The 24,627-nt window shown below is 68.5% G+C and carries 2 protein-coding genes; both read right to left on the bottom strand.

The window, feature by feature from the left end; all coding sequences use genetic code 11:
• Positions 1–28: 28 nt before the first annotated feature.
• Positions 29–22,870 carry a non-ribosomal peptide synthase/polyketide synthase gene (locus tag HNP02_RS03160; RefSeq protein ID WP_184434566.1) on the bottom strand — a complete coding sequence of 7,614 codons (22,842 nt, stop codon included), beginning with the start codon at positions 22,868–22,870 and terminating at the stop codon, positions 29–31.
• Entirely contained in the window at positions 22,833–24,611 is a 1,779-nt protein-coding gene (locus tag HNP02_RS03155; protein WP_184434563.1) for an ABC transporter ATP-binding protein, read from the bottom strand. Before HNP02_RS03155 ends, HNP02_RS03160 begins: the two co-directional genes overlap by 38 nt.
• Positions 24,612–24,627 lie beyond the last annotated feature (16 nt).

Here is a 24,627-nt window from a genome sequence, read left to right as displayed (position 1 = left end):
CCGGCGGGTCTTCGGCGTCCGTAGGTGTTCACCGATCTAGTTCGGCGGCAATGAGTGGACCGAGCTGCTCCAGCGTGTCCGAATCCATCAGCTCGGAGTGGCGGCACTGGAGCGTGACCACCCGCAGCTGACCGCCGACGTGCTCCCTCCACCCAACGGATGCGACGCCCACCAGATCCATCTCCAGCATCGCGGCATCGACGAAGAAGACGTCGCCGTCGTAGCGGCCGTAGTCCGCGGCTGCGGTCAATCGCTCGGCGGCCACGTAGTTTTCGATGACCAGAGCGATCTGATCATCGTCGAGAATGGCGATCGCATCACCGCTCGCGCGCACCAACGCCACCGCCTCCGCCTCCGTCATCCTGGCCTCGGGGTCGACGGGGAAGCCCATCTCGCGAAGCAAACCGGCCAGCACGGCCGCGGGGTCGAACGCCTCGTCCTCGACGACATCGGTGCGCGCATCCAGCATTCCGACGTGACTGACCTTACGGCCACGCCTGGTGAGTTCTTCGGCGATCAGCAGGGCCAACGATCCACCGAACGACCATCCGAGCAGCCGGATCGGGCCGGTAGGTGCGATCTCGGTCACGGTGTCGGCGTAGCCGGATGCGAGTTCGCCGATGGTGTCGGGCAACTCGCCACCGGTGAACAGTGCCGACTGCAATCCGTACAGCGGAATATCTCGTGGCAGGTGTCGTTTCAGCCCGGCGAACTGCCAGCTCAGCCCACTGGCGGGATGCACGCAGAAGAGCGGGGGCTGGGATCCGGACGGCCGCAGCGGCAGTACCGGGGCGAGGCTGCCGGCCGTGCCGTCGGTGCCGGCGCTCAACCGGCTGGCGACGTCAGCCACGGTCGGTGCCACCATCAGGTCGGCCACGGGCACGTCGATCCCGAACTCGCGCCGGATCGTCGCCGCCAAACGCACCAACAGCAGTGAATGCCCGCCGAGGGTGAAGAAGTCGGCATCGATGCTCGTGACGCCAACCCCAAGGACTTCGGAGAACAGCTCGCAGAGTCGCTGCTGCTGCGCGGTCACGGGGGAAAGTCCTGCGCCTGCGTCGATCTGCGGGTCGGGAAGGGCGTTCCTGTCGAGCTTTCCGCTGGGGGTTAGTGGGAAGCTCGCCAACTCGACGAACGCCGAAGGCACCATGTGGATGGGGAGCGCCGACGTCGCGTGCTCGCGCAGCGACACTGCGGTGGCCCCGCGGGCGAGCGGAGCGACGGGGGATGGAGATGGGTCGCCGGCCGACAGGTAGTACGCCAGCAGCCGGTCATTGCGCACGACCACCCGAGCCGACGACACAGACGGATGTGTCGTCAACACCGTCTGGATCTCGCCGGGCTCGATGCGGACACCGCGTAACTTGATCTGATCGTCGGTGCGTCCCAAGTACTCCAGTTGGCCGCCACGCCAACGCACCACGTCGCCGGTGCGGTACATGCGCTCGCCGGTGCCGAACGGGTTGGCGACGAAGCTTTGTGCGGTGAGGTCGTAGCGGTGCAGATAGCCGTCGGCCAGCTGCACGCCGGCCAGGTACAGCTCACCGTGTGCGCCCGCGGGGACCGGGTTCAGGTAGCCGTCGAGCACGTAGGCGCGCACGTTCCAGCCGGGCACGCCGAGCGCAACGGGGCCGCCGTCAGCCGTCCAGCCAAGGACGTCCACCGACGCCTCGGTGGGCCCGTACAGGTTGTGCAGGGGAACCTTCAGCGCGGTGGCGAACTGACCGGCGAGTTCGGTGGACAGCGCCTCACCGCCGACGGTCACCCTGGTCAGGGACGTGCACTGCGCCGCACGCGGGTCCTCGAGGAACAGCTCGAGCATCGACGGTACGAAGTCCACCGCGGTCACCCGTTGCGACACAATGGTTTCCGCGAGATAGCCAGGGTCGCGGTGGCCGCCGGGGCGGGCCACCACCAACGTCGCCCCGACGCTCAGCGGCCAGAACACCTCCCACACCGAGGTGTCGAAGCTGATCGGAGTCTTCACCAGCATCCGATCGTCGACCGTCAGCGGATAGGCGTGCTGCAGCCAGGCGATCCGGTTCACGATGCCTGCCTGAGGAACGGCAACGCCCTTCGGCCGTCCTGTTGAACCCGACGTGTACAGCACGTAGGCCCACGCGGCCGGATCGATGGTCCGGTGCGCCCAACGATCCCGTACATCGCGTTCCGCCTGCACTACCGCTGCGTCGTCGAGCACCGCGGCGGGCTGCGCGTCATCGATCATGTACGCCAAGCGGTCTGGCGGATAGTCGGGGTCGAGGGGCAGGAACGCTGCTCCCGACTTCGCCACGGCCACCAACGCGACGATCAGCTCCACCGATCGTGGCAACGACACCCCGACGACGGCACCAGGTCGAGTGCCTTCGTCGACGAGCCTTGCCGCCAACCGATCCGACCACGTGTCGAGGTCGGCATAGGACAATTCGCGGTCGTCGAATACGACGGCCGTCGCGTCCGGTGTCCGCCGTGCCTGACGCGATAGCGACGAAGCCAGATCGTTGGAGTCGATGAGGTGGTCGGTGTCGTTGCGGGCCGCGATCAGGTCGTTGCGTTCGTCGGGGCCGAGAACGTCGATGGCACCAACGGGAATCGCAGCGTCGGCGGTCACTTGGCGCAGGATCGTCGCCAGCCGCTCCGCCAATGTCCGCACCGAGGACTCGTCGAACAGGTCGCCGCTGAACTCGGCCATGATCGTTGCAGAGCCATCGGCACGTTCGTCGATCAGCGTGAACCCGAGGTCGAACATGGCCGCCGACACCGGGGGTTCGCTCCACTGCGTTGGGAGACCGAACATCTCGCTGTCCTCGGCGTCGCGCAGGTGGTACCCGACGAAGACGTTGAACAACGGGTTGCGGCCGGCGACGCGTGGCGGGTTCAGATCCTCGACCAGCCGCTCGAACGGCAATTCCTGATGGGCGAACGCCGCAAGGTCGGCCGTCCGGACCCGGGCCAGAAGTTCGTCGAAGGACGGGTTCCCTGACAGGTCGGCCCGCAGGACCACCGTGTTGACGAAGAAACCGACCACTTCGTGCAGGGCCGTTTCGTCGCGGCCCGCAACGGGCGTGCCCACCACGATGTCGTCGCCTGCGCCCAATCGGTGCAACAACACCGCGACGGCTCCGTGCAGTGCCATCAGCATGCTGACCTGTCGCTCCGCGGCCAGAACACGCAGTGCAGTAGCCGTTTCCGCAGCCAGCTCGACCTCCAGCGTGCCGCCCGCTCCGCTCGGCCGTGCCGGCCTTGGTCGGTCGGTGGGGAGCGTCAGCTCGTCGGGGGCATCGGCCAGCGCCCCGCGCCAGAACTGCAGCTGTTGCTCACCGATGCGTGCCAGGAGGTCGCGTTGCCACAGCGTGTAGTCCGCGTATTGCACCGGCAGGGCAGGCAATTCCGCGCCGTTGCCCGTCACCCGCGACCGGTAGGCACTGTTCAGATCGTCGACGAACGGGGTGTCTGACCATTCGTCGGTCGCGATGTGGTGCAGGAGTAGCAGGACCGTGTGGTCGTCGGCCGCCGTCCTGAACACGGTCACCCGCAACGGAATCTCGATGCTCAGGTCGAAGTGGTACTCGGCGGCGGCTGCGACGTGGGTGGCAAGGTCGGCGTCGGCGCAGTCGACGACGTGCGTCGGGGCCGTGGTCCCGACCGGAAGGATCTCCTGGAACAGCAGGCCGTCGTGTTCGGCGAATACGGTGCGTAGCGTCTCGTGCTTCGCGATGACGTCGGTGACGGCGTTGCCGAGCGCGACGAGGTCCAGCGCACCGCGGACCCTGAAGGCCAGCGGATAGTTGTATGCCACACCGGTTTCGCCGATCCGATCCAGAATCAGCAGGCGTTCCTGCGCGGGTGACGCTGGAATGCGGTCCCGCCGGGGGACTGCGACGAGTTCGGGCCTCAAGGCTCTCGCCGGTTCCGACTCCATGCGCTCCGCGAGACCGGCGACGGTACGGGCGTTGAAGACGTCACCGAGCGACAGTTCGGCGCCAAGCGTTGCGCGCACCCGGCTGATCAAGCGGATGGTGAGCAGGGAGTGCCCACCGAGGTCGAAGAAGTCGTCGTCAATGCCTGCGCTCTCCATGCCGAGCACCTCGGCGAAGACCTCGCAGAGCGTCTCCTCGGTCGGTGTCCTCGGGGCCCGGCTGGTGCGCTGCTGGCTCGACGGCGCGACGTCCGGTAGTGCGCGGACGTTCAGCTTGCCGTTGTCGGTCAGTGGCAGCTCGTCGAGGACCGCGATCGCCGTCGGCACCATGTAGGCGGGTAGCACGCCCTTGAGGTGGGATCGGAGTTCGCCGACGAACTCCGGCGGGAGCGCATTCGACGGCCCCACGGGCACGACGTAGCCCACCAGCCGTTGCGAGCCCGAGGAATTCGGATCAGGGCGGGCGATCACGGCGGCCTGGGCGACGAGCGGATGCGCGGCCACTGCGCTTTCTACGTCGCCGAGTTCGACGCGGTAGCCGCGAATCTTGACCTGATCGTCGGTGCGGCCGAGGAAGTCGAGATTGCCGTCCCCGCGGCGAATCACCAAGTCGCCCGTGCGATACATCCGGCTGCCAGGCTCGAAGGGGTTCGCGACGAAGCGCCCCGCACTCAGAGCCGGTTGGCCGAGGTACCCGCGCGCCAGCCCAGCGCCGGAGATGTACAGCTCGCCCGCGATGCCGTCCGGCACCGGCCGCAACCAGCCGTCGAGAATGTGGTCGCGGGTGTTCCAGATCGGCTGGCCGACCGTTGGGGTGCCGCTGTCGTCGGTTCCGCCGCCGAGCGTGTTGATGGTGTACTCGGTGGGGCCGTAGAGGTTGTAACCGTAACTGGTATCGCTGTCGCGCAGTCGATTCCACACCGCCGAGGACACCGCCTCACCGCCGAGCAGCACCAGCACCGGCGGGTGACCGCCTTGGTCGTCGCCGTCCAGCAGGCCCTCCTCGAAGAGCAACTGCGCATACGTCGGGGTGACGTTGATGACGTCGATCTGGTGCTCGTGGCAGTACGCCACCAGCGCGGTGGCGTCCCTGCGGAGTTCCTCGTCACAGATGTGGACCTCGTGGCCTTCGATGAGCCACAGCAGTTCTTCCCAAGACATGTCGAAGGAGAACGACACGGTGTGTGCGATCCGCAGCCTGCGGCCGCCTGCCTTGGCGATGGCAGGCGCGAAGATCGCCTCACGGTGGTTGAGGTGCATGTTGGTCAGGCCCCGGTGCGGGGTCACCACGCCCTTGGGCTTTCCCGTCGACCCGGACGTGTAGATCACGTACGCGGGGTCGTCGAGGCCTGGCGTGTAGCCGTCCCATCCCGATGACGCCGACTGGCACGCGCTCAGCACGTCGGAATCGTCGAGGACGATCATCTGGCACGAGTCGGGCGCCACGCCGGCGATGCGCGCCGCCGTCGCCTTCGTCGTCAGTACGCACACGGGTGCGGCGTCGTCGAGCATGACGGCCAACCGGTCGTCGGGATAGTCCAGTTCCAATGGCAGGTACGCGGCACCCGCACGCAGCACGGCGAACAGCGCCTCCACGGCGTCGATCGACCGCGGAATGGCCAGGGCCACTGTAGATTCCGGCCCAATGCCACGGTCGCGCAGCACCCAGGCGAGCCTGTTCATCCGGTCGTCCAACTGGTCATAGTCGATGCTCTCGCCACCGCACACCAGCGCCGTCAGCGTCGCCGATCTAGCGGCTCCCGCACGCTCGGCCAGGAGGTCCATGACGGTGGCGTCCGGCAGGTCGTGTTGCGTGGAGTCGGCCCTGGCGAGCAGCGCCTGGCGTTCGTCGGGGAGGACCACTGGGACCGCGGCCAATGTGTCGCCGTCACCGCTGAGATGCAGCAGCACCTGCTGCAACCGGTCCAGGAGTCGTTGCGCACGTGCGCGATCCACCACGTCGGGCCGGTACTCCAGCTTGACCCACAGCCGCCGCCCTGGTGATGCGACCCAGGTCAGCGGGTAGTGCGATGCGTCGATCGAATCGTGCCCGACGATGCCGTGAACGGTCTCCATGTCGGTGAACGTGTCATCGTCGAGGAAGTTCTGTAGCACGTAGAGGCTGTCGAACAATGGACCGCCACCCGAGAGGGCACCGTTGTCCCCGTTGGTCTTCCGATCCCGATCGGTCACGGCGCGCTGGATGTCGCCGAGGCCAAGGTACTCGTGGTCCATCAGGTGCAGGCGGTCGGACTGAACCGCGCGCATGGCATCGGCGACGGAGCGGCCCGCCCGCAGCCGAACACGGGTCGGCACGGTGTTGAGGAACAGTCCGATGACCGAGTCGATGCCCTCCAGATCGGTCGGGCGCCCCGCGACCGTCGACCCGAAGACCACGTCGTCGCTGCCGGTTTCGTACGCCAGCACCAAGGCCAGACCGGTGCTGATCAATGCGTTGAGCGTGACGCCGCTTCGCCGTGCGCTCTGGGTGAGCTGCGCGGTCTGTTCATCGGTGAGGGTGAAGTCCAGTCGCAACGCGAGCGTGGGTTCGGTGCCCACCGCGTCGGGCACCAGCAGCGTCGGTGCCGCGAGATCGGCGAGGGCCACCGCCCATTGCTGCGCTGACGCGCTGCGATCCCGACCCGCCAGCCAGCGCAGGTAATCGGTGAAGTCCGCGGACGGCTCTGGCAGGTTCGCCCCCGTGCCGTGCGTGGCTGCCGTGTACTCGGCGAACAGTTCGCGCAGCAGATGTTCGCGTGACCAGCCGTCGAGCAGCAGGAAGTGGTAGCTGAAGATCAGCCGGTCGTGTCGACCCGTGCGGATGACGGTCATTCGGGCCAACGGCGGCGCGGTCAGATCGAAGGTGCGTAGCCGATCGTCCGCGGTGATCGCGGCGACCCGGTCCGCAACGCCTTCCGGCTCGAGCCCGGTCAAATCGACCAGCTCGGGCCTGCACACCGGATCGGTGGCGATGGCGGCCACCGGTTGTGGAAGGTCGTCGCCCCAGAAGCCGGACCGCAGCACCGGGTTTCGCCTCATCACCGCGGAGTAGGCGGCCTGCAGCGCCTCGACGTCGATCGGGTCGGCGAAGTCGAAGACGTTCTGCACGATGTACACCGCGGCCGTCGCGTAGCGGGCCTGGAAGTACACGCCCTCCTGCAGCGGCGACAGCGGCCAGATGGCCTGCACTGGGTACGACGCCTCCGCGGTGAGCTCGTCGATCTGCTGCTGGGACAGCTCGACGAGCGGCACGTCCGACGGGGTCAGGGCGGTCACCGGAGAATGGGTGCCGGTCCGTCTACCGAGCTCACCGAGCTCGCGCAGCGCCGTCACCCAATGCTCACCGAGCTCCGCCACCGCATCGGCGTTCAACTCGCCATCGGCGTAGGTGAGCGTGGCGCGCAGGCGTGGACCGTCGACCGTCTCGTCGCAGATCGCGTTGATCTCCAACAGGTATGGGGTGCCCAGGTCGGGGTCGGGCCCGGTCCGCAGCGCGTCGACCTCGGGTGCCGAATCCCAGTCGCCAGTACCGTCGGCAGCCCATCGGCCAAGGTAGTTGAACAGCAACTGTGGTTTGGGCAGGCGCCCGAGAGCGGCGGCGGTACGCGGATTGCAGTAACGCAGCTGACCGAAGCCGAGTCCACCGTGGGGTGCGGCGCGCAGCCGCTCCTTGACGTCCTTGAGGACGGCGACGTAATGGCCGGCCGTCTCACCGGCAGTCAGCCGAACCGGGGCGATCGCGGTGAACCATCCGACGCTGCGGGACAGGTCGAGATCGTCGCCCCACCCGTCGCGGCCATGGCGCTCCAGATCGAGGACCAGTGGTGCGTCGGGTGCGCCGCCGCGTGCCACGCGCCAGCGACCGACGGCCACGTGCAGCGCCGTCACCAGGGTTTCGGTGACGTCGGCGTTGGCCATCGCAGGCACGGTGGTGAGCAGCGGCACCGTCTCCGCCGTGGTGAGCCGCACCTCGTGGTCGCGGGTGGACCCGACGGTGAGGGTCGCCAAGTTGGTCGCCGGATCGAGTTCACCGCCGGGCGCCAGCGTCGACGTCCAGTGCTCGAACTCCGTCAATCGCGCTGCATGCTGGGCGTTCTCGTTGACGGTGCGCGCGTAGGCGCGGATCGACGTGGGCGCCGGCGCGAGCGCGACCTTCTGGCCGGCCCGTAGCTGCTGGCACGCTTCGCCCAGATCCTCGATGAGGATGCGCCACGAGACCCCGTCGATGGCCAGGTGGTGCACCACGAGGAGAAGTCGGCCCTGGCGTACTGCGCCGAGGTCGAACCACACCGCCTGCACGACGGTGCCGGCATCGGGGTTCAATCGGTCCGCGGCAGCGTCGGACTGCGCGCCGATGGCGTCGCGCAGCTCGTCGCCGTCCATGTGTGCGGCATCGACCCTGGACAGCGAGAACGTGCTCGTCGCAGTGGTTTCCAGCGACCACAGTATGGGCACCGGGCGGCTCAATCGGATTCGTAGAGCATCGTGTCGAGCGATCACGGCGTTGATCGCGGCGTCGAGTTGCTCGTGTGTCACACCGACCGGGGTGCGCAGCAACTCCGCTTGGTTGAATCGGGCTACGGTTCCGCCGAGTTCGGCGAGGCGCTGCACGATCGGGGTCAGCATGACTTCGCCGATGTCCGGTCCGGAATCGTCCGTGACGACCGCCGCCGGAGTGCCTTCCCCTGCGGCCTCGGCGAGTGCGGCCGGGGTGCGATTGACGAACACCTGCTGCGGGGTGATCCGCAGCCCGAGCCGTCGGGCGCGGTTGACTAGTTGGATGGCGACGATGCTGTCGCCGCCCATCGTGAAGAAGTCGTCGTCGACACCGACTGCCGCGCCGAGGATCTCGGTGCACAGGGCGGCCAGCGTTTCCGCCGTGCTCGTCGTGGTGGGTGCCACGGATGCGGTGCTGGGTGCTGGCCTCTCCGCCGGTTCGGGTAGGGCGTCGCGGTCCAACTTCCCGTTGACCGTCAGTGGCAGCGCGTCGAGCACGACGAGTGTCGACGGCACCATGTAGTCGGGCAGGCGCTGCGCCAGATCTGCACGCACCTTCGCGACGTCGACGGCTTCGCGTCCGACCAGGTAGCCGATCAACCGGGTGCGTCCGGTGTCGTCTTGCCGCACGGCGGCTGCTGCGTTCGCGATCTCGGGCAGGGCGGCCATCGCCGACTCCACCTCACCGAGCTCGATGCGGTAGCCGCGCACCTTGACCTGTTGGTCGGATCGCCCGACGTAGACCAGCTCGCCGGACTCGGTCCACATGGCGGTGTCACCACTGCGGTACAGGCGCTCACCTGCGGTGTCGAAAGGGTTGGCCACGAACCGGCCTGCCGTCAGGCCGGGGCGGCCGACGTAGCCGCGGGCGAGTTGTCCACCAGCGATGTACATCTCGCCGACCACACCGATGGGAACGGGTTGCAAGGTGTTGTCCAGCAGATGGATTCGGAGTCCAGGGAGCGGTTCGCCGATCGCACTCGGACCGCTGGCGCTCGTCTCGGCGTCGGCTGCGTCGAGCGGTCGGTGGGATACGTGCACGCAGGTCTCGGTGATGCCGTACATGTTGACCAGCCGAGGCGACTCGGCGTCGTGGCGCTGATACCAGGCGGAGAGCCGGCTGACGTCGAGTGCCTCGCCGCCGAAGATCACGTAGCGCAGAGCGAGCTCGGGCCGTTCGCGCCGGTCCGCCTCGATCAGCGGGTAGAACGCCGACGGCGTCTGATTCAGCACCGTCACTCGTTCCGACGACAGCAGGGCGACGAATCGGTCCGGGTCGCGGGCCACCACTTGCTCGACGACCACCAGCCGCCCGCCGTGCAGCAACGGTCCCCACAGTTCCCACACGGAGAAGTCGAACGCTGCGGAGTGGAACATCGTCCACACGTCGTCCGGCCCGAACGTGAATGGTGCTGCTGCGCCGTCCGACGTCGCCTGGAACAGTGCTGCGACGTCACGGTGCGTGACGGCCACGCCCTTGGGCAGACCGGTGGAGCCGGAGGTGTAGATGACGTAGGCGGCGTGGTCGGGTGAGAGGTCGATCGGGGGGAGCGAGCTGTCGACGACGCGGTGCGCCGCGTCCTGGAGGATCACGGGCGGGCGCGCCGACCCCGGCAGGCGGTCTACCCGGTCGGTGAGGAGGCACACGGGAGCGGAATCGTCGAGGATGTGCTGCAGACGCGCTGCCGGTGAGTCGATGTCCAGTGGGACGTACGTGCCGCCGGCTCGGATCACGGCAAGCAGTCCGACGATCAGATCAATCGACCGCGGTAGCGCCACCGCCACCCGCGACTCGGGACGGACACCGAGATCGATCAGCGTCGCCGCCACCGCAGTGGTGCGGAAGTCGAGCTCCGCGTAGGTGATTTGGTCTTGACCGCACGTCACCGCCACCGCGTCGGGCGATCTGCGTGCTGCCGCGGTGAACGCGTCCGCGAGTGTCCGGTCCGGGCCTGGCCGGGACTCGCTGCCTGCGACGAGTTGGCGTTCGGCCTCGGTGCGCAGGTCGATTCCGCCGACCGGCGCGTCGGGTTGCTCCACGAACGCCGCGAGGATGCGCTCGACCCGCTCGGCGAAACGGTCGGCCTGCGGTGCCGTGACCGCACCGGCGTCGTACTTGATCTCGACGGTCAGCTGATCGTCGAGATAGGCGACGAACGACACCGGATAGTGGGGTGAATCCGTCCCGGTGAAGCCACGGAACTGCAGTGCCCGCGGGTGATTTGGTGCGTCGGTGGCCACGGTCGGGAAGTTCTCGACGACGACCATGGTGTCGAAGAAGTCGCGAACGCCGGCCAGCCGGGCCAGGTCGGCCAGACCCAGCTGCTGCGCGTCGAGCAGGGCGCTCTGCTGTTCCTGCAACTGCGCCATGGCTTCCGCGACCGAGGTGTCGTGCTCCCACGACATCGGCACGGGGATGGTGTTGATCAGCAGCCCGACAATGGATTCGGTGCCCGACAGCTCGCCGCCGCGACCGGAGACCGTCGACCCGAAGACGACCCGCTGCCGGTCGAGCAGTCGGCCGAGAAGCAGACCCCACGCGCCGTGCAGAACGGTGCTGAGCGTGACGCCGCGGTCGCGGGCCACCTGCGTCAGCGCGCTGGTCAGCTCGGGGGAGAGCCGCCGGACGGCGCTGCGATGCTCACCGACAACGTGCTCGTCGGGGAACAGGGTGGTCGGCTCGACGCCGTCGAGGGCCGTTGCCCATGCCTCGCGGGCCGCTTGTCGATCGCCACCGGTCACGGCCTCGACGTGGTCGTGCAAGGAAGACACCGCAACCGTCGCCGCCATGCTTCCGTCGCCTCCTCCGACGCTGGCGTTGTAGTGCTCGACGACGTCGCCGAAGATCACGGGATAGGACCAGCCGTCCGCGACGATGTGGTGCATGGTCTGGATCAGTCGATGCTCGCCGGCGCTCAACCTCACCAGGGTGTAGCGGACCAGCGGTGCGTCGGCCAGGTCGAAGGGCCGCGACAGTTGTTCGGCCGCAACGTCGTCAAGCTCGTGAAGGTCGGCGTCTCTGGTCTGGAATTCGATGCTGACGTCGGACCAGATCACCTGTGCGAGGCGGCCGTCCTGGATCTCGCGGAAGCTGGCCCGCAGCGCCTGATGCCTGCCGACTACGGCGGAGACGCTGGCGCGCAGGGCATCCGGGTCGACAGGGCCGGACAGCTCGGCGACCTGCTGGACCTGGTAGGTGTCGACGCCGTCGCCGTAGGCGCTGTGGAAGTACATGCCCTCCTGAAGCGGCAACAGCGGGAGCACGTCGTCGATGGCGCCCGTCTGTTGCCACTCGTCCACGTCGGCCTGAGTCACCTCGATGAGCGGGAAGTCCGATGGCGTGTGCCCGGCCAGATCAACGCAGCGGGTCAATGCGGTCAGGGCTTCCGACCACAGCGTGGCAAGGCGATCGACGTCGGCGTCGTCCAGTAAGCCGCCGGGCCAGGCCAGCGTCATGGTCAGCACGGTGCCGTCGGGTCGGTCCTCGGCGAGTGCGGTGATCTCCAGGGCCACAGCGGGGTTCGAGGGATCGACGCCTTCGCGTAAGGCACCGATCTCCGCGACCGCTTCCCAGTCCCGGCCGCTGCCGCCGGCGAACCGCCCGAGATAGTTGAACAGGATCTGTGGTGGGACCCCGCGGACTGGTTCCGATCGGTCCAAGTATCGGAGCACGCCGTACCCGAGACCTCGGTTCGGAACCGCGAGCAGCTGTTCCTTGACCGACTTCGCCGATTCCGCCAAAGGCGCCCCGGCGGAGAGCACGTCGGGCCACGTCAGTGGGCCGGGATCGATCCGGACGGGGTAGATCGCGGTGAACCAACCGACCGTGCGGGATAGGTCGAGCTGCTGAACATCCCCCCGTCGCTTCGCTCGCCCCAGGTCACGCACCAACTCGGCCTCGCGCCCGTGGCCTTCGAGGTTCAGCACGGTGGCCGTGCCGTCGTCCTGTCCGCGATCCGCGCGCCACCTGGCCAGTGCCAAGGACAGCGCGGTGAGAAGGACGTCGTTCACGCCGCCGTTCATGGCCGACGGCACCGATGACAGCAGGGCCGAGCTGATCTCGACTGGCAACGAGACAGTGTGACTGCGCACGGTGTTCGCGGTATCGATCGCAGGATCCAGGGGCCGCCTGCCGAGGTCGGGGTCGGCGGTGGCAAGCACCTCGTTCCAGTGCTCGGCTTCGTTGTCGAACCGTGCGGCGGCGATCGTGTCGGACCACGTCCGGAAGGACGTCGGGACGGCGTCGAGTGCGACCGGCTTGCTCTCGGCCACGTCGGCCCAGGCCTTGGCGAGATCCTCGCCGATGATGCGCCAGGAGACGCCGTCGATGGCCAGATGGTGAATGACGAGCAGCAGTTGGCCGGACGCATACCAGACTGCGCGAACCATGACGCCGTCTTCCGGTGCGAGCTCAGCCGCCGCAGCGGCAGTCGCTTCGGCGACGTCGGCTGAGGTCAGCGCACCGGGTCTCCTGCGGATCAGCTGATCCGGGTAGCTGTCCGGCTCCGGCACGGTAAGGGTCCAGCCGGCTTCGCCGGCGTCGAGTCGTGCCCGCAGCATGCCGTGCGCGTCGACCACCGACCGGAGGACGAGTTCCATTTGCTCGCCGGTGATTCCGGTGGGGGTGGCCAGCACCATCGACTGGTAGAAGTTGTCCAGCGGGGTGACCGACTGTTCGGTCTCGGCGAGCATCGGCGTCGCGGCGATGACCCCAACGCCGGTGTCGGGTTCGACGTCGCGATGCTGGGTGTCGGCCCGGGTGACGGCTGCCAGCGCGGCCACGGTGCGGCGGCGGAAGACGTCGCGCGGCGTGATGCGCAGGCCCGCCTTTCGGGCACGGCCGCAGACGGCGATCGACGAGATGCTGTCACCGCCGAGTGCGAAGAAGTCGTCATCAACGCTGAGGCCGCCGGCCTCGATGCCCAGCACTGCCGAAACCACCTCGAGCAGCGTCGACTCCACGGCTGTGCGCGGCGCGCGGGTCGTACCACGGGTGGCGGCGACCGGTTCGGGCAGTGCAGCGACGTCCAGCTTGCCGTTGATCGTCAACGGCAGCGCATCGACCACGCCGTAGCGGGCAGGCACCATGTAGGAGGGCAACGTGTCGGCCAGGTGGTCGCGCAGTCCAGCGATGAACTGCGCTTCGTCGGACAGCGGGGTTGCTGGAACCACGTAGGCGGCAAGCGTCTTCACCGGCGATGTTCCGGTGCCGGATCGCACGACGACGGCGCAGCGTGCCACGCCGTCTGCGGCCTCCAGGACGGACTCGACCTCACCGAGTTCGATGCGGTAGCCGCGGATCTTGACCTGATCGTCGGCCCGGCCGAGGTAGTCGAGGATGCCCGGCTCGGCGCCGCCGGGGCGCCGCCGGACCAGGTCGCCGGTGCGGTACATGCGGCCGCCGGGTACGTACGGGTCCGCGATCATCGCGTTCGCGGTCAGGCCGGGCCTGCGGTGGTAGCCCCGTGCCAGTCCTGCTCCGGCGATGTACAGCTCACCGGTCGCCCCATCGGGGACCGGGCGTAGCGCAGCGTCGAGGATGTAGCCGCGGGTGTTCCAGATGGGTTGTCCGACAGTCGGAGTCACGCTGTCGTCGGTGCCGCCGCCGAGGGTGTTGATGGTGTATTCGGTGGGGCCGTAGAGGTTGTAGCCGGCCGTGGCCGGGTTGTCGCGCAGCGCGGACCAGACGCCGTCACCGACGGCTTCGCCGCCGAGCAACACGAGTGCGGGCGTATGACTCTCTCCCAAGAGGCCGGCGTCGAGCAGGTGATGTGCATAGGTCGGCGTGACGTTGATGACGTCGACCCGGTGCCGATGGCAGTAGGCGACCAAGGCAGGGGCGTCGCGGCGCAGTTCCTCGTCGCAGACGTGCACCTGATGGCCCTCGACGAGCCAGAACAGCTCTTCCCATGACATGTCGAACGAGAACGACACGGTGTGGGCAACCGTGATCTGCTGGTCGCTGCCCGCCGCGTGCGCGCGCGCCACGCTGGGCTCGAAGATGGCCTCACGATGGTTGAAGTACATGTTGGTCAGGCCGGCGTATCCGGTCAGCACACCCTTCGGGCGTCCCGTCGAGCCCGAGGTGTAGATCAGGTAGGCCGGGTGCTGTAGGCGTTGCGCCCCGGTGGCGAAGTCGCCGAGTTCGGAGGCCGTCAGCGGATCGGCGGGCGTCGCGGCCAACGTCGAGACGGTGCCGGGGTCGTCGACGGCGATCGCGGTGGCACCGTGCCCGCGGGCGCAGTCGGCCAGTTCGGTTCGTTCAGACGTGGTGAGCAGCAACACCGGTCGGGCGTCGTCGACGATGGTGCGCAGCCGGTCGATCGGCAGGTCCAGCTCAAGCGGCAGGTAGGCCGCACCGGCCCGCAACACCGCGAACAGCGCCACCACCATGTCGATGGAGCGCGGAAGGGCGAGGGCCACGAACGTTTCCGGTGCCGCACCGTGCGCGCGCAGGTAGCGCGCCAGCTGGGACACCCGGTCATCGAACTGGCGATAGGAGAGCTGTTGCGCACCGAACACCACGGCGACGTCGTCGGGGTTGAGCTCGGCCTGTCGGGACAGGAGTTCGGCGATGGTGACGGGTTCGAAGGGCCGCTCGGTGGAGGACCACCGACGCTCCAGTTCGGTGCGCCTCCGCTGGCTGACCAGATCGGTGGCGCCAACCGCGATGTCGGGAGAAGCGGCGATCGCCTCGAACACCGCGAGCAGCTGATCGACCATCTCGCGGGCGCGTTGGTCGTCGACAGCGCGGTGTTCCAGTTTGACGGTCAGGTCCCGGCCGGGTGTCAGAACCCAGGTGAGCGGGAAGTGCGTGGTGTCGTGGTAGTCGACGCCGACGATGCCGTGGGCCGTCTCCAGGTCGGTGAAGGTGTCGTCGTCGAGGAAGTTCTGCAGGACAAGCAGCGTGTCGAAGAGGGCACGGCCGGAATCGCCTGCGGCGCGTTGGATCTGGCCGAGGCCGAGGTGGTCGTGGCGCATCATCGACATGCGTTGGTCGTTGACGGCCCGCATCGCCTCCGACGCCGTACGCGTGGGGGACAGGTCCAATCGTACGGGCACGGTGTTCAGGAACAGCCCGATGGTCTCGTCGATGCCGACGAGCTCGCCCGGCCGTCCGGCCACGGTGATTCCGATGACGACGTCGCTGGCGCCCGCGTAATAACCGGTCACCGTCGAGACCGCGGCGGTGATGACGGCGTTCAGCGTGACGCCCAGTTCCGTGGCGCGCGAGCGCAACTGATCCGTCAGATGCTCGGGCACCCGAACCACGATGCGGCCCGGTTCGGTGTCCGCGGCAGCGTCGGGCTGCCCCGGTTCCACGCCGGTGGCCAGCGTCGGCACGGTCAGCCCGGCCAGCAGCGCGCCCCAAGCGCCGGATGCCTCGCCGTCGCCGACGGACCGCAACCACTCCAGGTACTGCAACACCAGGTCGCCATGCGGTTCGACGTCACCCCGTTGACCGCCAGAGTTGTACAGCGCGAACAACTCCCGAAGGACGAGCTCGCGGGACCACCCGTCGAACAACAGGAAGTGGTAGGTGAACAGCATCCGGTCGCGCCCGTCGGGCAGCCGGATGACGGTGAGCCGCAGCAGGGGCGGGGTCGCGACGTCGAACGGCGCGGTGCGGTCGTGGTCGGCGGTGCGCTGCGCGGCCTCCGCCGCATCGTGCACGGCGCTGAGGTCGACGACGGTGATGTCCGACGGGGGATCGGCGATCACGACCTGAACCATCGCGGTGGCGTCGGATGCCGGTTGCGCCTCGGCGTGCTCGACGGTGCGGAAGCCGACCCGCAACTGCGGGTGACGACGCAGCAGTGCCGTGTAGGCCTGCTGCATGGCATCGACGTCGACGCGGCGGTCGAAGTCGAACGCGTTCTGCGCGATGTAGGTCGACGCTGCTCCGGCCCCGGCGTCGCCGAGGGCGCTCTGGTAGTAGACGCCCTGCTGCAGAGGCGACATTGCCCAGATGTCCTCTACGGCGCCAGATGCCATGATGCCGTCGATGGTCTCGGCTGACAGTCGCACGGTGCCGAAGCGCGGGATCGCCTGCCTCGGTCTATCCGCAACCGGGGCCTCACCGAGAAGCGCGGCAAGGCCGATGGCGGTGCGACGGCGGAACACGTCTTCGGTGGAGACGTGGTAACCGGCTCTTGCCAGCCTGCTGGTGACCCGGATGGCGGCGATGCTGTCGCCGCCGAGCGCGAAGAAGTCTTCGTCGGCGCCGACCGTGTCGCGGCCGAGTACGCCCGCGACCACGTCGACGATCGCGCGTTGCACGTCGTCGGCGGGGGCGAGCAATTCAGCCGGACGGGAATCTACCCGTCCGACACGCGCCGTCAGTGCCCCGGTGTCACGTTTACCGTTGGGCAGCAATGGAATCGCGTCGATCACCTGGATGGACATCGGCACCAGATGGCGGGGCAGCTCGTCGGCGAGGCCGGTGAGCAACACGTCGGCGGGGCGCGCGCCCGCAACGAGTACCACGAAGGCGGCGAGCGTCGCACCGGTGCCCGCCACGGCCGCATCCAGTACGTCAGTGTGCCGGGTCAGAGCGGCCTCGACCTCGCCTGGTTCGACGCGGTGGCCGTTGACCTTCAGCTGTCCGTCGGTGCGGCCCGCGAAGACGATCCGCCCGTCGGGGAGCCGGGCGCCGAGATCGCCGGTGCGATACATCCGCCCGCCGTCGGGTGCGGCCACGAATCGGGTGGCGGTCTGGTCGGGGCGGTGCAGGTACCCGCGCGCCAATTGCACGCCGCTGGCGTAGATCTCGCCGATCACCCCGGTCGGCAGTTCCCGCAGTGCCGAGTCGAGGACCCGGATCCCGGTGCCGGGGACCGGCGCACCGAGGGTGATGCCGTCGCCGTTCTGTTCGCCTGCGATGACGTCGCCCGCAACCTCGGATGAGCCGTAGGAGTTGACGATCGCGGCCTCGGGGGTCACGGAGCGCAGCGCAGCCACGTGGGCGGGTTCGAGCGGCTCTCCACTGACGATCCACCGTGCCACTGCGTGCACCTCGGCGGCGTGCTCGTCGGCCAGCGCCGATGCCAGCGACGGGACCGCGACCAATTGGCGAACGCCGTTGGCGGCGATCAGTTCGGCGAGCCGCCGTCCGTCACGGGCCGCGGTGTCGTCGGCCAGGACGGTGCACGCCCCGCTCGCAATGCCTGCGAGCAACTCGGTGGTGCCGTCGATGAACGACAAGGAGCTCTTGGCCAGCCGGGTCGCTGCCGGCCACTGGGCGATCGCCCACGACAGCCTGTTCGCAAGAGCGCCGTGGGTGCCAACGACGGCCTTGGGTTCCCCGGTGGAACCGGACGTGTAGAGCACCGAGACCGCATCGAGCGGACCGACTTCGACCGGTTGGAATGGTCCGGTCGCGCCGGCCACGAGGTTGGTGTCGATCGTTGCGGTACCGACCGGAATGGCGCCGTCGACGGCTGCGCGCCCACTGTCGTCGACGAGCACGGCGCGGGGGCTGGCGTGCGCGAGCATGAACTCGATGCGTGCCCGCGGGTAGGTCGGGTCGACGGGCAGATAGGCCGCCCCTGCCGAGATGATCGCCCACATCGCGGCGACCGCGTCGGCCGACCGGGAGAGAGCCAGCGCCACGACGTCGCCGCGGCGCACCCCGGCCTCGACGAGCTGACGTGCCAGTGAGCCCGCGCGAGAGTCGAGTTCGCCAAACGTCAACGTGTCCTTGGCTGTCACGACGGCGGGCTCGTCGCGGTGGCCTGCGATGGCATCGGCGATCAGTGCCGTGACCGTGGTGACTTCGGCGCCGGTGACGGGCCCGGCCGGGTGGCCGAGTTCGACGTCACCGAATGCGATCGCCGGGTCGGACGTGATGGCGGTCAGCAGATCGGCGAACGCCTGGGCCGCGGCGTCGGCGAATGCGTCGGACACCTGCCCGCGATCGTTGGTGACGGTGACCGTGACCGTGTCGTGAACGGCGACCATTACCGTCAGCGGGTAGTGCGGTGCTTCGATGACGCCGATCTCGCCGAGTGTCAGATCTCCTGCGGAATGCGATGTGGCGCCCAGGTTTTCGATGACGACCAGGGAGTCGAACAGTTCACCGACGCCGGCGATCTGGTGAGCCTCGGTCAGTGGCAGGTGGTGGTGCTCGACGACTTCGGCCTCCACGCCGGCAAGCCGGGTGGCCACGTCCAGCGTCGTGTCGGTCGGCGACCACTGGACCCGCACGGGCACGGTGTTGACCAGCAGGCCCACCATGCGGTCGATGCCGTCGAGACCGCCGCCGCGTCCCGAGACCACGGTGCCGAACACGACGTCACCCTCGCCGGTGAGGCGGCCCACGGTGACACCCCATGCGGTGTGCAGGAGGGTGCCGATGGTCACCGCGGCGCGTCCCGCGGCGGCCGCGACGATCGCCCGCGATGGCAGCGCGATGCTGCGGCTGCCGAAACCGGTCGACGACGCCGAGAGGGAAAGTCCTCTTGTCCCGTCGGCCGATGCGATTCGGGTTGGCCCGGACATCCCGTCGAGCACGCCCGTCCATGCGGCCCGGTCGGCGTCGCCGTCGCGTTCGCCGAGCCAGTCGACGAACCGGGTGAATTGCGGTGCAGGACCGTCGAAGTCGGCCCCGGTATAGGCGGTCAGTAGATCGTCGAGCACGATCGGCACCGACCATCCGTCGGCGACGATGTGATGCACCGTCTGGACCATGGTGTGCACGTCGTCGCTGCGGCGTATCAGGGTGTAGCGGGTCAAGGGCGGGGCGGCGAGGTCGAACCGGCGGCTGCGATCCCATTCCGCGCGCTGTGCGACGACAGTCGCGGAGTCTGCCTCGGCACGTGCGTCGACGACCTCGAAGTCGGGTGCCACGGGCGTGGCGTGAATGGCGACGGGCGTGCCGTCCGACAGCGTGGTGAACGCCGCCGACAGGGTCCGGTGACGGTTGACGACGGCTTCGGTGGCGTGTTGGAAGCGGTCGGTGTCCAGCGGCCCGGTGATGTCGACGATCTGCTGGACCACGTAGGGGTCGTGGCGGCGGCTGAACGTGGAGTGGAAGTAGATGCCCTGTTGCGTCGGGGTCAGCGGCAACACGTCGGCAAGCCCCGGATAGGCGTTCTCGAGTTCCGTGACGTCGTTGGCGTCGAGGGCGACTCGAGGAAAGTCCGAGACGCTGTGCCCGCGGACGTCGGCACTGGTGGCGATCACGGTGAGGAGCTCGGTCCAGCGCTGCGCGATGCGGGCGACCTCGGCTTCGGCGATGGCAGCCGTCGGCCAGCTGAACGTGGCCCGCAGCACGGTGCCGCGCCCCGTCGCCACCGCTTCGGCGTTGACCTCGACCAGCCGGGGCAACGGCATCGCAGGATCGCGGTCCTCCATCACGGCGAGGTGGTCGTCGGCGAAGGCCCACGGGCGTTCGGCGGTATCGAACCGGCCGAGGTAGTTGAACAACACCTGCGGTGTCGCGGCAAGGCTGTCCTGGTGGCCGCACCCTTCTCCCGTCGCTTCGCTCGCCCCGCGCAAATACCGCAACGCGCCGTAGCTGAGCCCATGAGACGGCACGGATCGCAGCTGGTCCTTGATCGACCGCACCGCTGCGCCCAGCGACACCCCGTCCGATAGCGCTGCGTTCCAGTCGAATTCGTCGTCATGCAGCGCGACGGGGTACAGCGTGGTGAACCAGCCGACGGTGGCCGACAGGTCGATGTCACCGACTTGATGGCCCTCGCGCCCGTGGCCCTCCATCTCGAGGAGCAGGGGACCGGTGGCGTCAGCGCGCCACTCGCGAAGCGCCAGGTACAGCGCCGCGACCATGGCGTCGTTCACGTGACCGTGGATGCGGTCTGGTACCTGGGTGAGCACCGCATCGGTGACGGAGGCGGGCAACTCGACGGTCAGCCGGGCTTCCGTGGCGACGGTGTCGCGGGTGTCGTCCAGCGGACGATCGCCCCATGGCGTCTCCGACGTCGCGCAGACCTGCTGCCAGTAGTCGAGGTCGTCGTCGAACGCGCCTGCGGCCGTGGCATCGGTCAGCCGTTGCGCCCATGATCGCCATGACGTTTCGACTGCGGGCAGGATGGGCGGCTGACCCGTGGCGATCAACCGATGGGCGGCCGCGAGGTCATCCGCAAGGATGCGCAGCGAAATGCTGTCGACCACGATGTGGTGCGCAACCACGAGCAGCCGCCCTTGACCTGCGGTGGACCGAAGCCAGCCGAATGCGACCATGATCCCCGCGGAGGGATCGAGGGTCGCGACAAGGCGATTCCGCATGTCCTCGATGCCGGTGTCGAGAACGCCTATCAGGAACTGGATTTCGGGGGAGGTCGCCGGGATGTTCAGCTCCCGGGCGTGACCGTCCGTCGTCGCCCAGAGTGCATGGTGGCGGACCAGTGTCGCGCCGACGGCGGCGCGCAGCGTGTCCTCGTCGAGGTTCTCCGGAGTGATCAGCGACATGGCCTGGTAGAACCCGTTGAGCACGGAGCCCGGCCCTGCCACGTCATCGAGCCAGCGCAGGATCGGCGTCGCCGCAGCGGCTCCGGTCGGCTCGATGGCGTCGCCGACGAGTGCATCGACGGCCGCCGACGCCACCAACAGCGGCGCGAGTGCCTCGACGGTGCGGTGGGCGAACATGTCTCGGGGTCGCAGTGCGAACCCGTTGGCGCGGACCCGGCTGACCACCCGGATCGCGACGATGCTGTCGCCGCCGAGGCTGAAGAAGTCCTCGTCAACCCCGATCTCGTCGAGGTCGAGCGCGTCGGCGAAGGCTTCGCACAGCACCGTTTCACGCGGCGTACGTGGTGGATTCACCGTGCGCGAACCCGCGACGTCGGGTGCGGGCAGAGCACGGCGGTCGACCTTGCCGTTGGCCGTCACCGGCACCCGGTCAAGACCGACGAACAGCGTCGGCACCATGTAGTCGGGCAACCTAGTGCGGCTCCATGCGGCGATCTCGCCGTGCAGCGCCGCATCGTTGGGCACGCCGTCGACGGTGACGAGATAGCCGACCAGCTGCTCGGCGCCGCCGTGCTGGTGCACGGTCACGACGGCCTGACGCACCGCGGGATGATCGGCGAGTTGCGACTCGATCTCCTCCAGTTCGATGCGCCTGCCGCGAATCTTGACCTGGTTGTCGGCGCGGCCCAGGAATTCCAGGGAGCCGTCGGGCGTCCAACGGGCGAGATCGCCGGTGCGGTACATCCGAGACCCGGTGTCGTCGAACGGGTTCGCCACGAATCTCGATGCGGTCAGCGATGGCGCGTTGACGTATCCGCGGCCCAGCAGGAAGCCCGCGGCGTACAGTTCACCGCCGACGCCTGGCGGTACCGGGCGCATGTCGTCGTCGAGGACGTAGAGCTGTGTGTGCGGGTTGGGCTTGCCGATCGAGGTGGCGATCCGCTCGGCGGTGTCTCGGTAGATCACATGGGAGACACCGATGGTGGCTTCGGCGGGGCCGTAACCGTGATACAGCGTCGTCGAGAGCTGCTGGCGGAACCGCGTGAAAAGTCCTGGGGTGAGGACCTCGCCGCCACACCAGACGTGGCGAAGAGACTGCAGCGAGCTGGCCGCACCGTCAACAAGACTGAGGCGGTCCAGTTCGAGCAGCGTGTCGAGCATCGACGACACCAGGTAGACGAACGTGACGCGCTGGGTGCGGATCAGATCGAGCAGGTACTCGGGATCCTTCTCGCCGTCGGGTTCGGCGACCACGACGCGCCCGCCGCTGATCAGCGGCAGCAGGATCTCGTTGACCGAGATGTCGAATGACAACGGCGCCTTGAACAGTGCTGCGTCATCGTCACCGAAGTGCAGGATGTGGTCACGCTGCCACAGCAGCCGCTCGGCGATGGCGTCGTGGCGGATCATCGCGCCCTTCGGCTTGCCCGTCGAGCCGGAGGTGAAGATGACGTAGGCGAGCTGTGAGGGCTGGACCGATACCGTCGGCGGCTGGGTCGGTTGCCCGTCGTGGTGCCAGTCGTCGAGGTCGACCACCAGAGTCGGGACGTCCCAGTGGGATTCGTCGTTCGCGGCGACGAAGGCGGCGGAGGCGCCCGCGTCGGCCAGCACCTGACTGCGGCGGTGCTGCGGCCACGTGGGGTCCAGCGGCACGAACGCGGCCCCGGCGACCATGGCGGCCAGGGCGCACACCACCATCTCGGCCGAGCGGGGCACGCCGACCGCGACCATGCTCTCGGGACGGAACTGGTTGTCGTGCAGTGCGTTCGCCAGCTGGGCGACGCGCTCGGCCAACTGTCGGTAGGTCAGTCGACGGTCGCCGTGCACCACCGCAACTGCATCGGGAGTGGCCGCACACTGCGCGGCGAACAGCGCAGGCACGGTGGACGTCCACTCGGGTGTCGAGTGGTTGTTCCACTGGTCCAACAGCTCCGCGATGTCCAGCGAATGCGTGGTCACGTCCGGGCAACCTCTCCGTGGGTGTTCAGTTGTGGGTGCTCCACGCCCGCCACAGCCGCGCATAGCGGCCGTCGAGCGCGATGAGCTCTTCGTGGGTGCCGCGCTCGACGATGCGTCCGTCGTCCATCACGGCGACTTGGTCGGCGGTGGCGGCTTGAGTCAGTCGGTGGGCGACGATCAGCGTGGTACGGCCCTTGGTCGCAGCCGTCGCCGCGTCTTCCAGTTCGGCGGCGTGCGCGCTGCCCGCCTCCGCGGTGGCCTCGTCGAGCACCACCACCTTGGGGTCGGCCAACACCAGGCGGGCCATGGCGATGTGCTGGGCCTGCGCGGCGGTCAGCTGGAGTCCCTGTTCACCGACGAACGTGTCGAGTCCGTCGGCGAGCGTCTCGACCCAACTCGCGGCACCGACCGTGCGCAGCGCCGTCCAGATCTCGTCGCTCGTCGCGTCCGGCGCGATGAGGCGCAGGTCGTCGACGAGCGGACCGGAGAAGACGTGCACTTCCTGGGTGATGGTGGCCACCCAGTGACGAAGCTGCCCGCGATCGATGTCACCGACGGGGACCCCGCCGATGGAGGTCTGCCCGCGGGTGGGGGCGAGCAGCCCTGCGACGACGGCGGCCAGGGTGGTCTTGCCCGCTCCTGTGGTGCCGACGAGCGCGCACCTGGTGCCCGCGGGGATGGTCAGCGAAACATCGTGCAGGACTTCGGGCCCGGAGCGATAGGCGAACGAGACGGCGTCGACTTCCACGTCGGATCCGGCAGGGATTGACCGGGGCGTTGTCGCGTCCTGGGGGTGGGCAGGCGTCTGCAGGTCGACGACCCCGACGAGACGGGCCAGGCACGCCGCGCCCGCCTGGATCTCGTCGAAGTTGTACATCATCATGCCGATCGGGTTGAACAGGCGGTGGAACATCAACGCCGCCGCCGTGGTTTGCCCAACGGTGACGGTGCCGGTGCGCACCAGCAGGAACCCGACCACCAAAGTGGCCGTGAGCCCGATGAATTCGGCTCGATTGACTCGCCCGACGAGGCGGGTGAACAACGTGAAGACCCCGACGGAGATGTCACGGGCGCGGGCGGACTCGCGATCGATGTCGGTGAGCCGCCGCTCGTGGATCTCGTACGCGGCGATCGTCCGCGCTCCCTGGACCGACTCCACCGTGGCCTGTGCGCGGGCGGCCAGCGCCACCCGCTGCTCGGCGTACCTCGGCGCCGACCGCGGCAGATACCACCGCAAGGCGACGGCATACGCCGGGATGGACAGTGCGCCAGCAAGTCCCAGCCGCCAGTCGATGCTGGCCATGCCTGCCACCGTCACGATGCCGAGGAAGAACGCGTTCAGCATGTCCGGCAGCACCTGGGACACCGCCTTGGCGACGGCGCCGACGTCGGCCCCGACGCGGGACAGCAGATCGCCGCGACCGGTCTCCTCGATCATCGTGGCAGGCAGGTTGAGCGCGCGGTCGAGCACCTCTTCGCGCAGATCGGCCACCGTGTATTCGCCAAGCCGGGTGATCAGGTAAGTGGACAGCCCGGTGCCAAGTCCGCCGATGAGGGCGGCCACCGCGATCACCACCGACACCCCGACGAGGCTTGCGACGGCGTCCCCGTCGCTGACCCGGTCGACGAGGGTGCCCAACAGATAGATCGGCACGGTCGCCACGGCCGCGGCCGCCAGGCCGACGAGCATCGCGGCGGCGGTCGCGCGGCGTCGGCGGCGCAGGTCGTTGGTGAGCCAGGACCAGGTCCGTGCGGTGGTGGCGACCGGCAGCACCGGTGGCGTGAAGGATTCGCTGATGGTCATGTCACTCTGTTCTTCG

The organism is Mycobacterium sp. AZCC_0083 (assembly GCF_014202335.1).
Taxonomy (GTDB): domain Bacteria; phylum Actinomycetota; class Actinomycetes; order Mycobacteriales; family Mycobacteriaceae; genus Mycobacterium.
This window is presented reverse-complemented; position numbering and strand designations above follow the sequence as displayed.

Bases quoted from the DNA above. Each gene is read 5' to 3' on its own strand.
- HNP02_RS03160 (WP_184434566.1), bottom strand. From the start codon at position 22,870: ATGCGCGGCTGTGGCGGGCGTGGAGCACCCACAACTGAACACCCACGG.
- HNP02_RS03155 (WP_184434563.1), bottom strand. From the start codon at position 24,611: ATGACCATCAGCGAATCCTTCACGCCACCGGTGCTGCCGGTCGCCACC.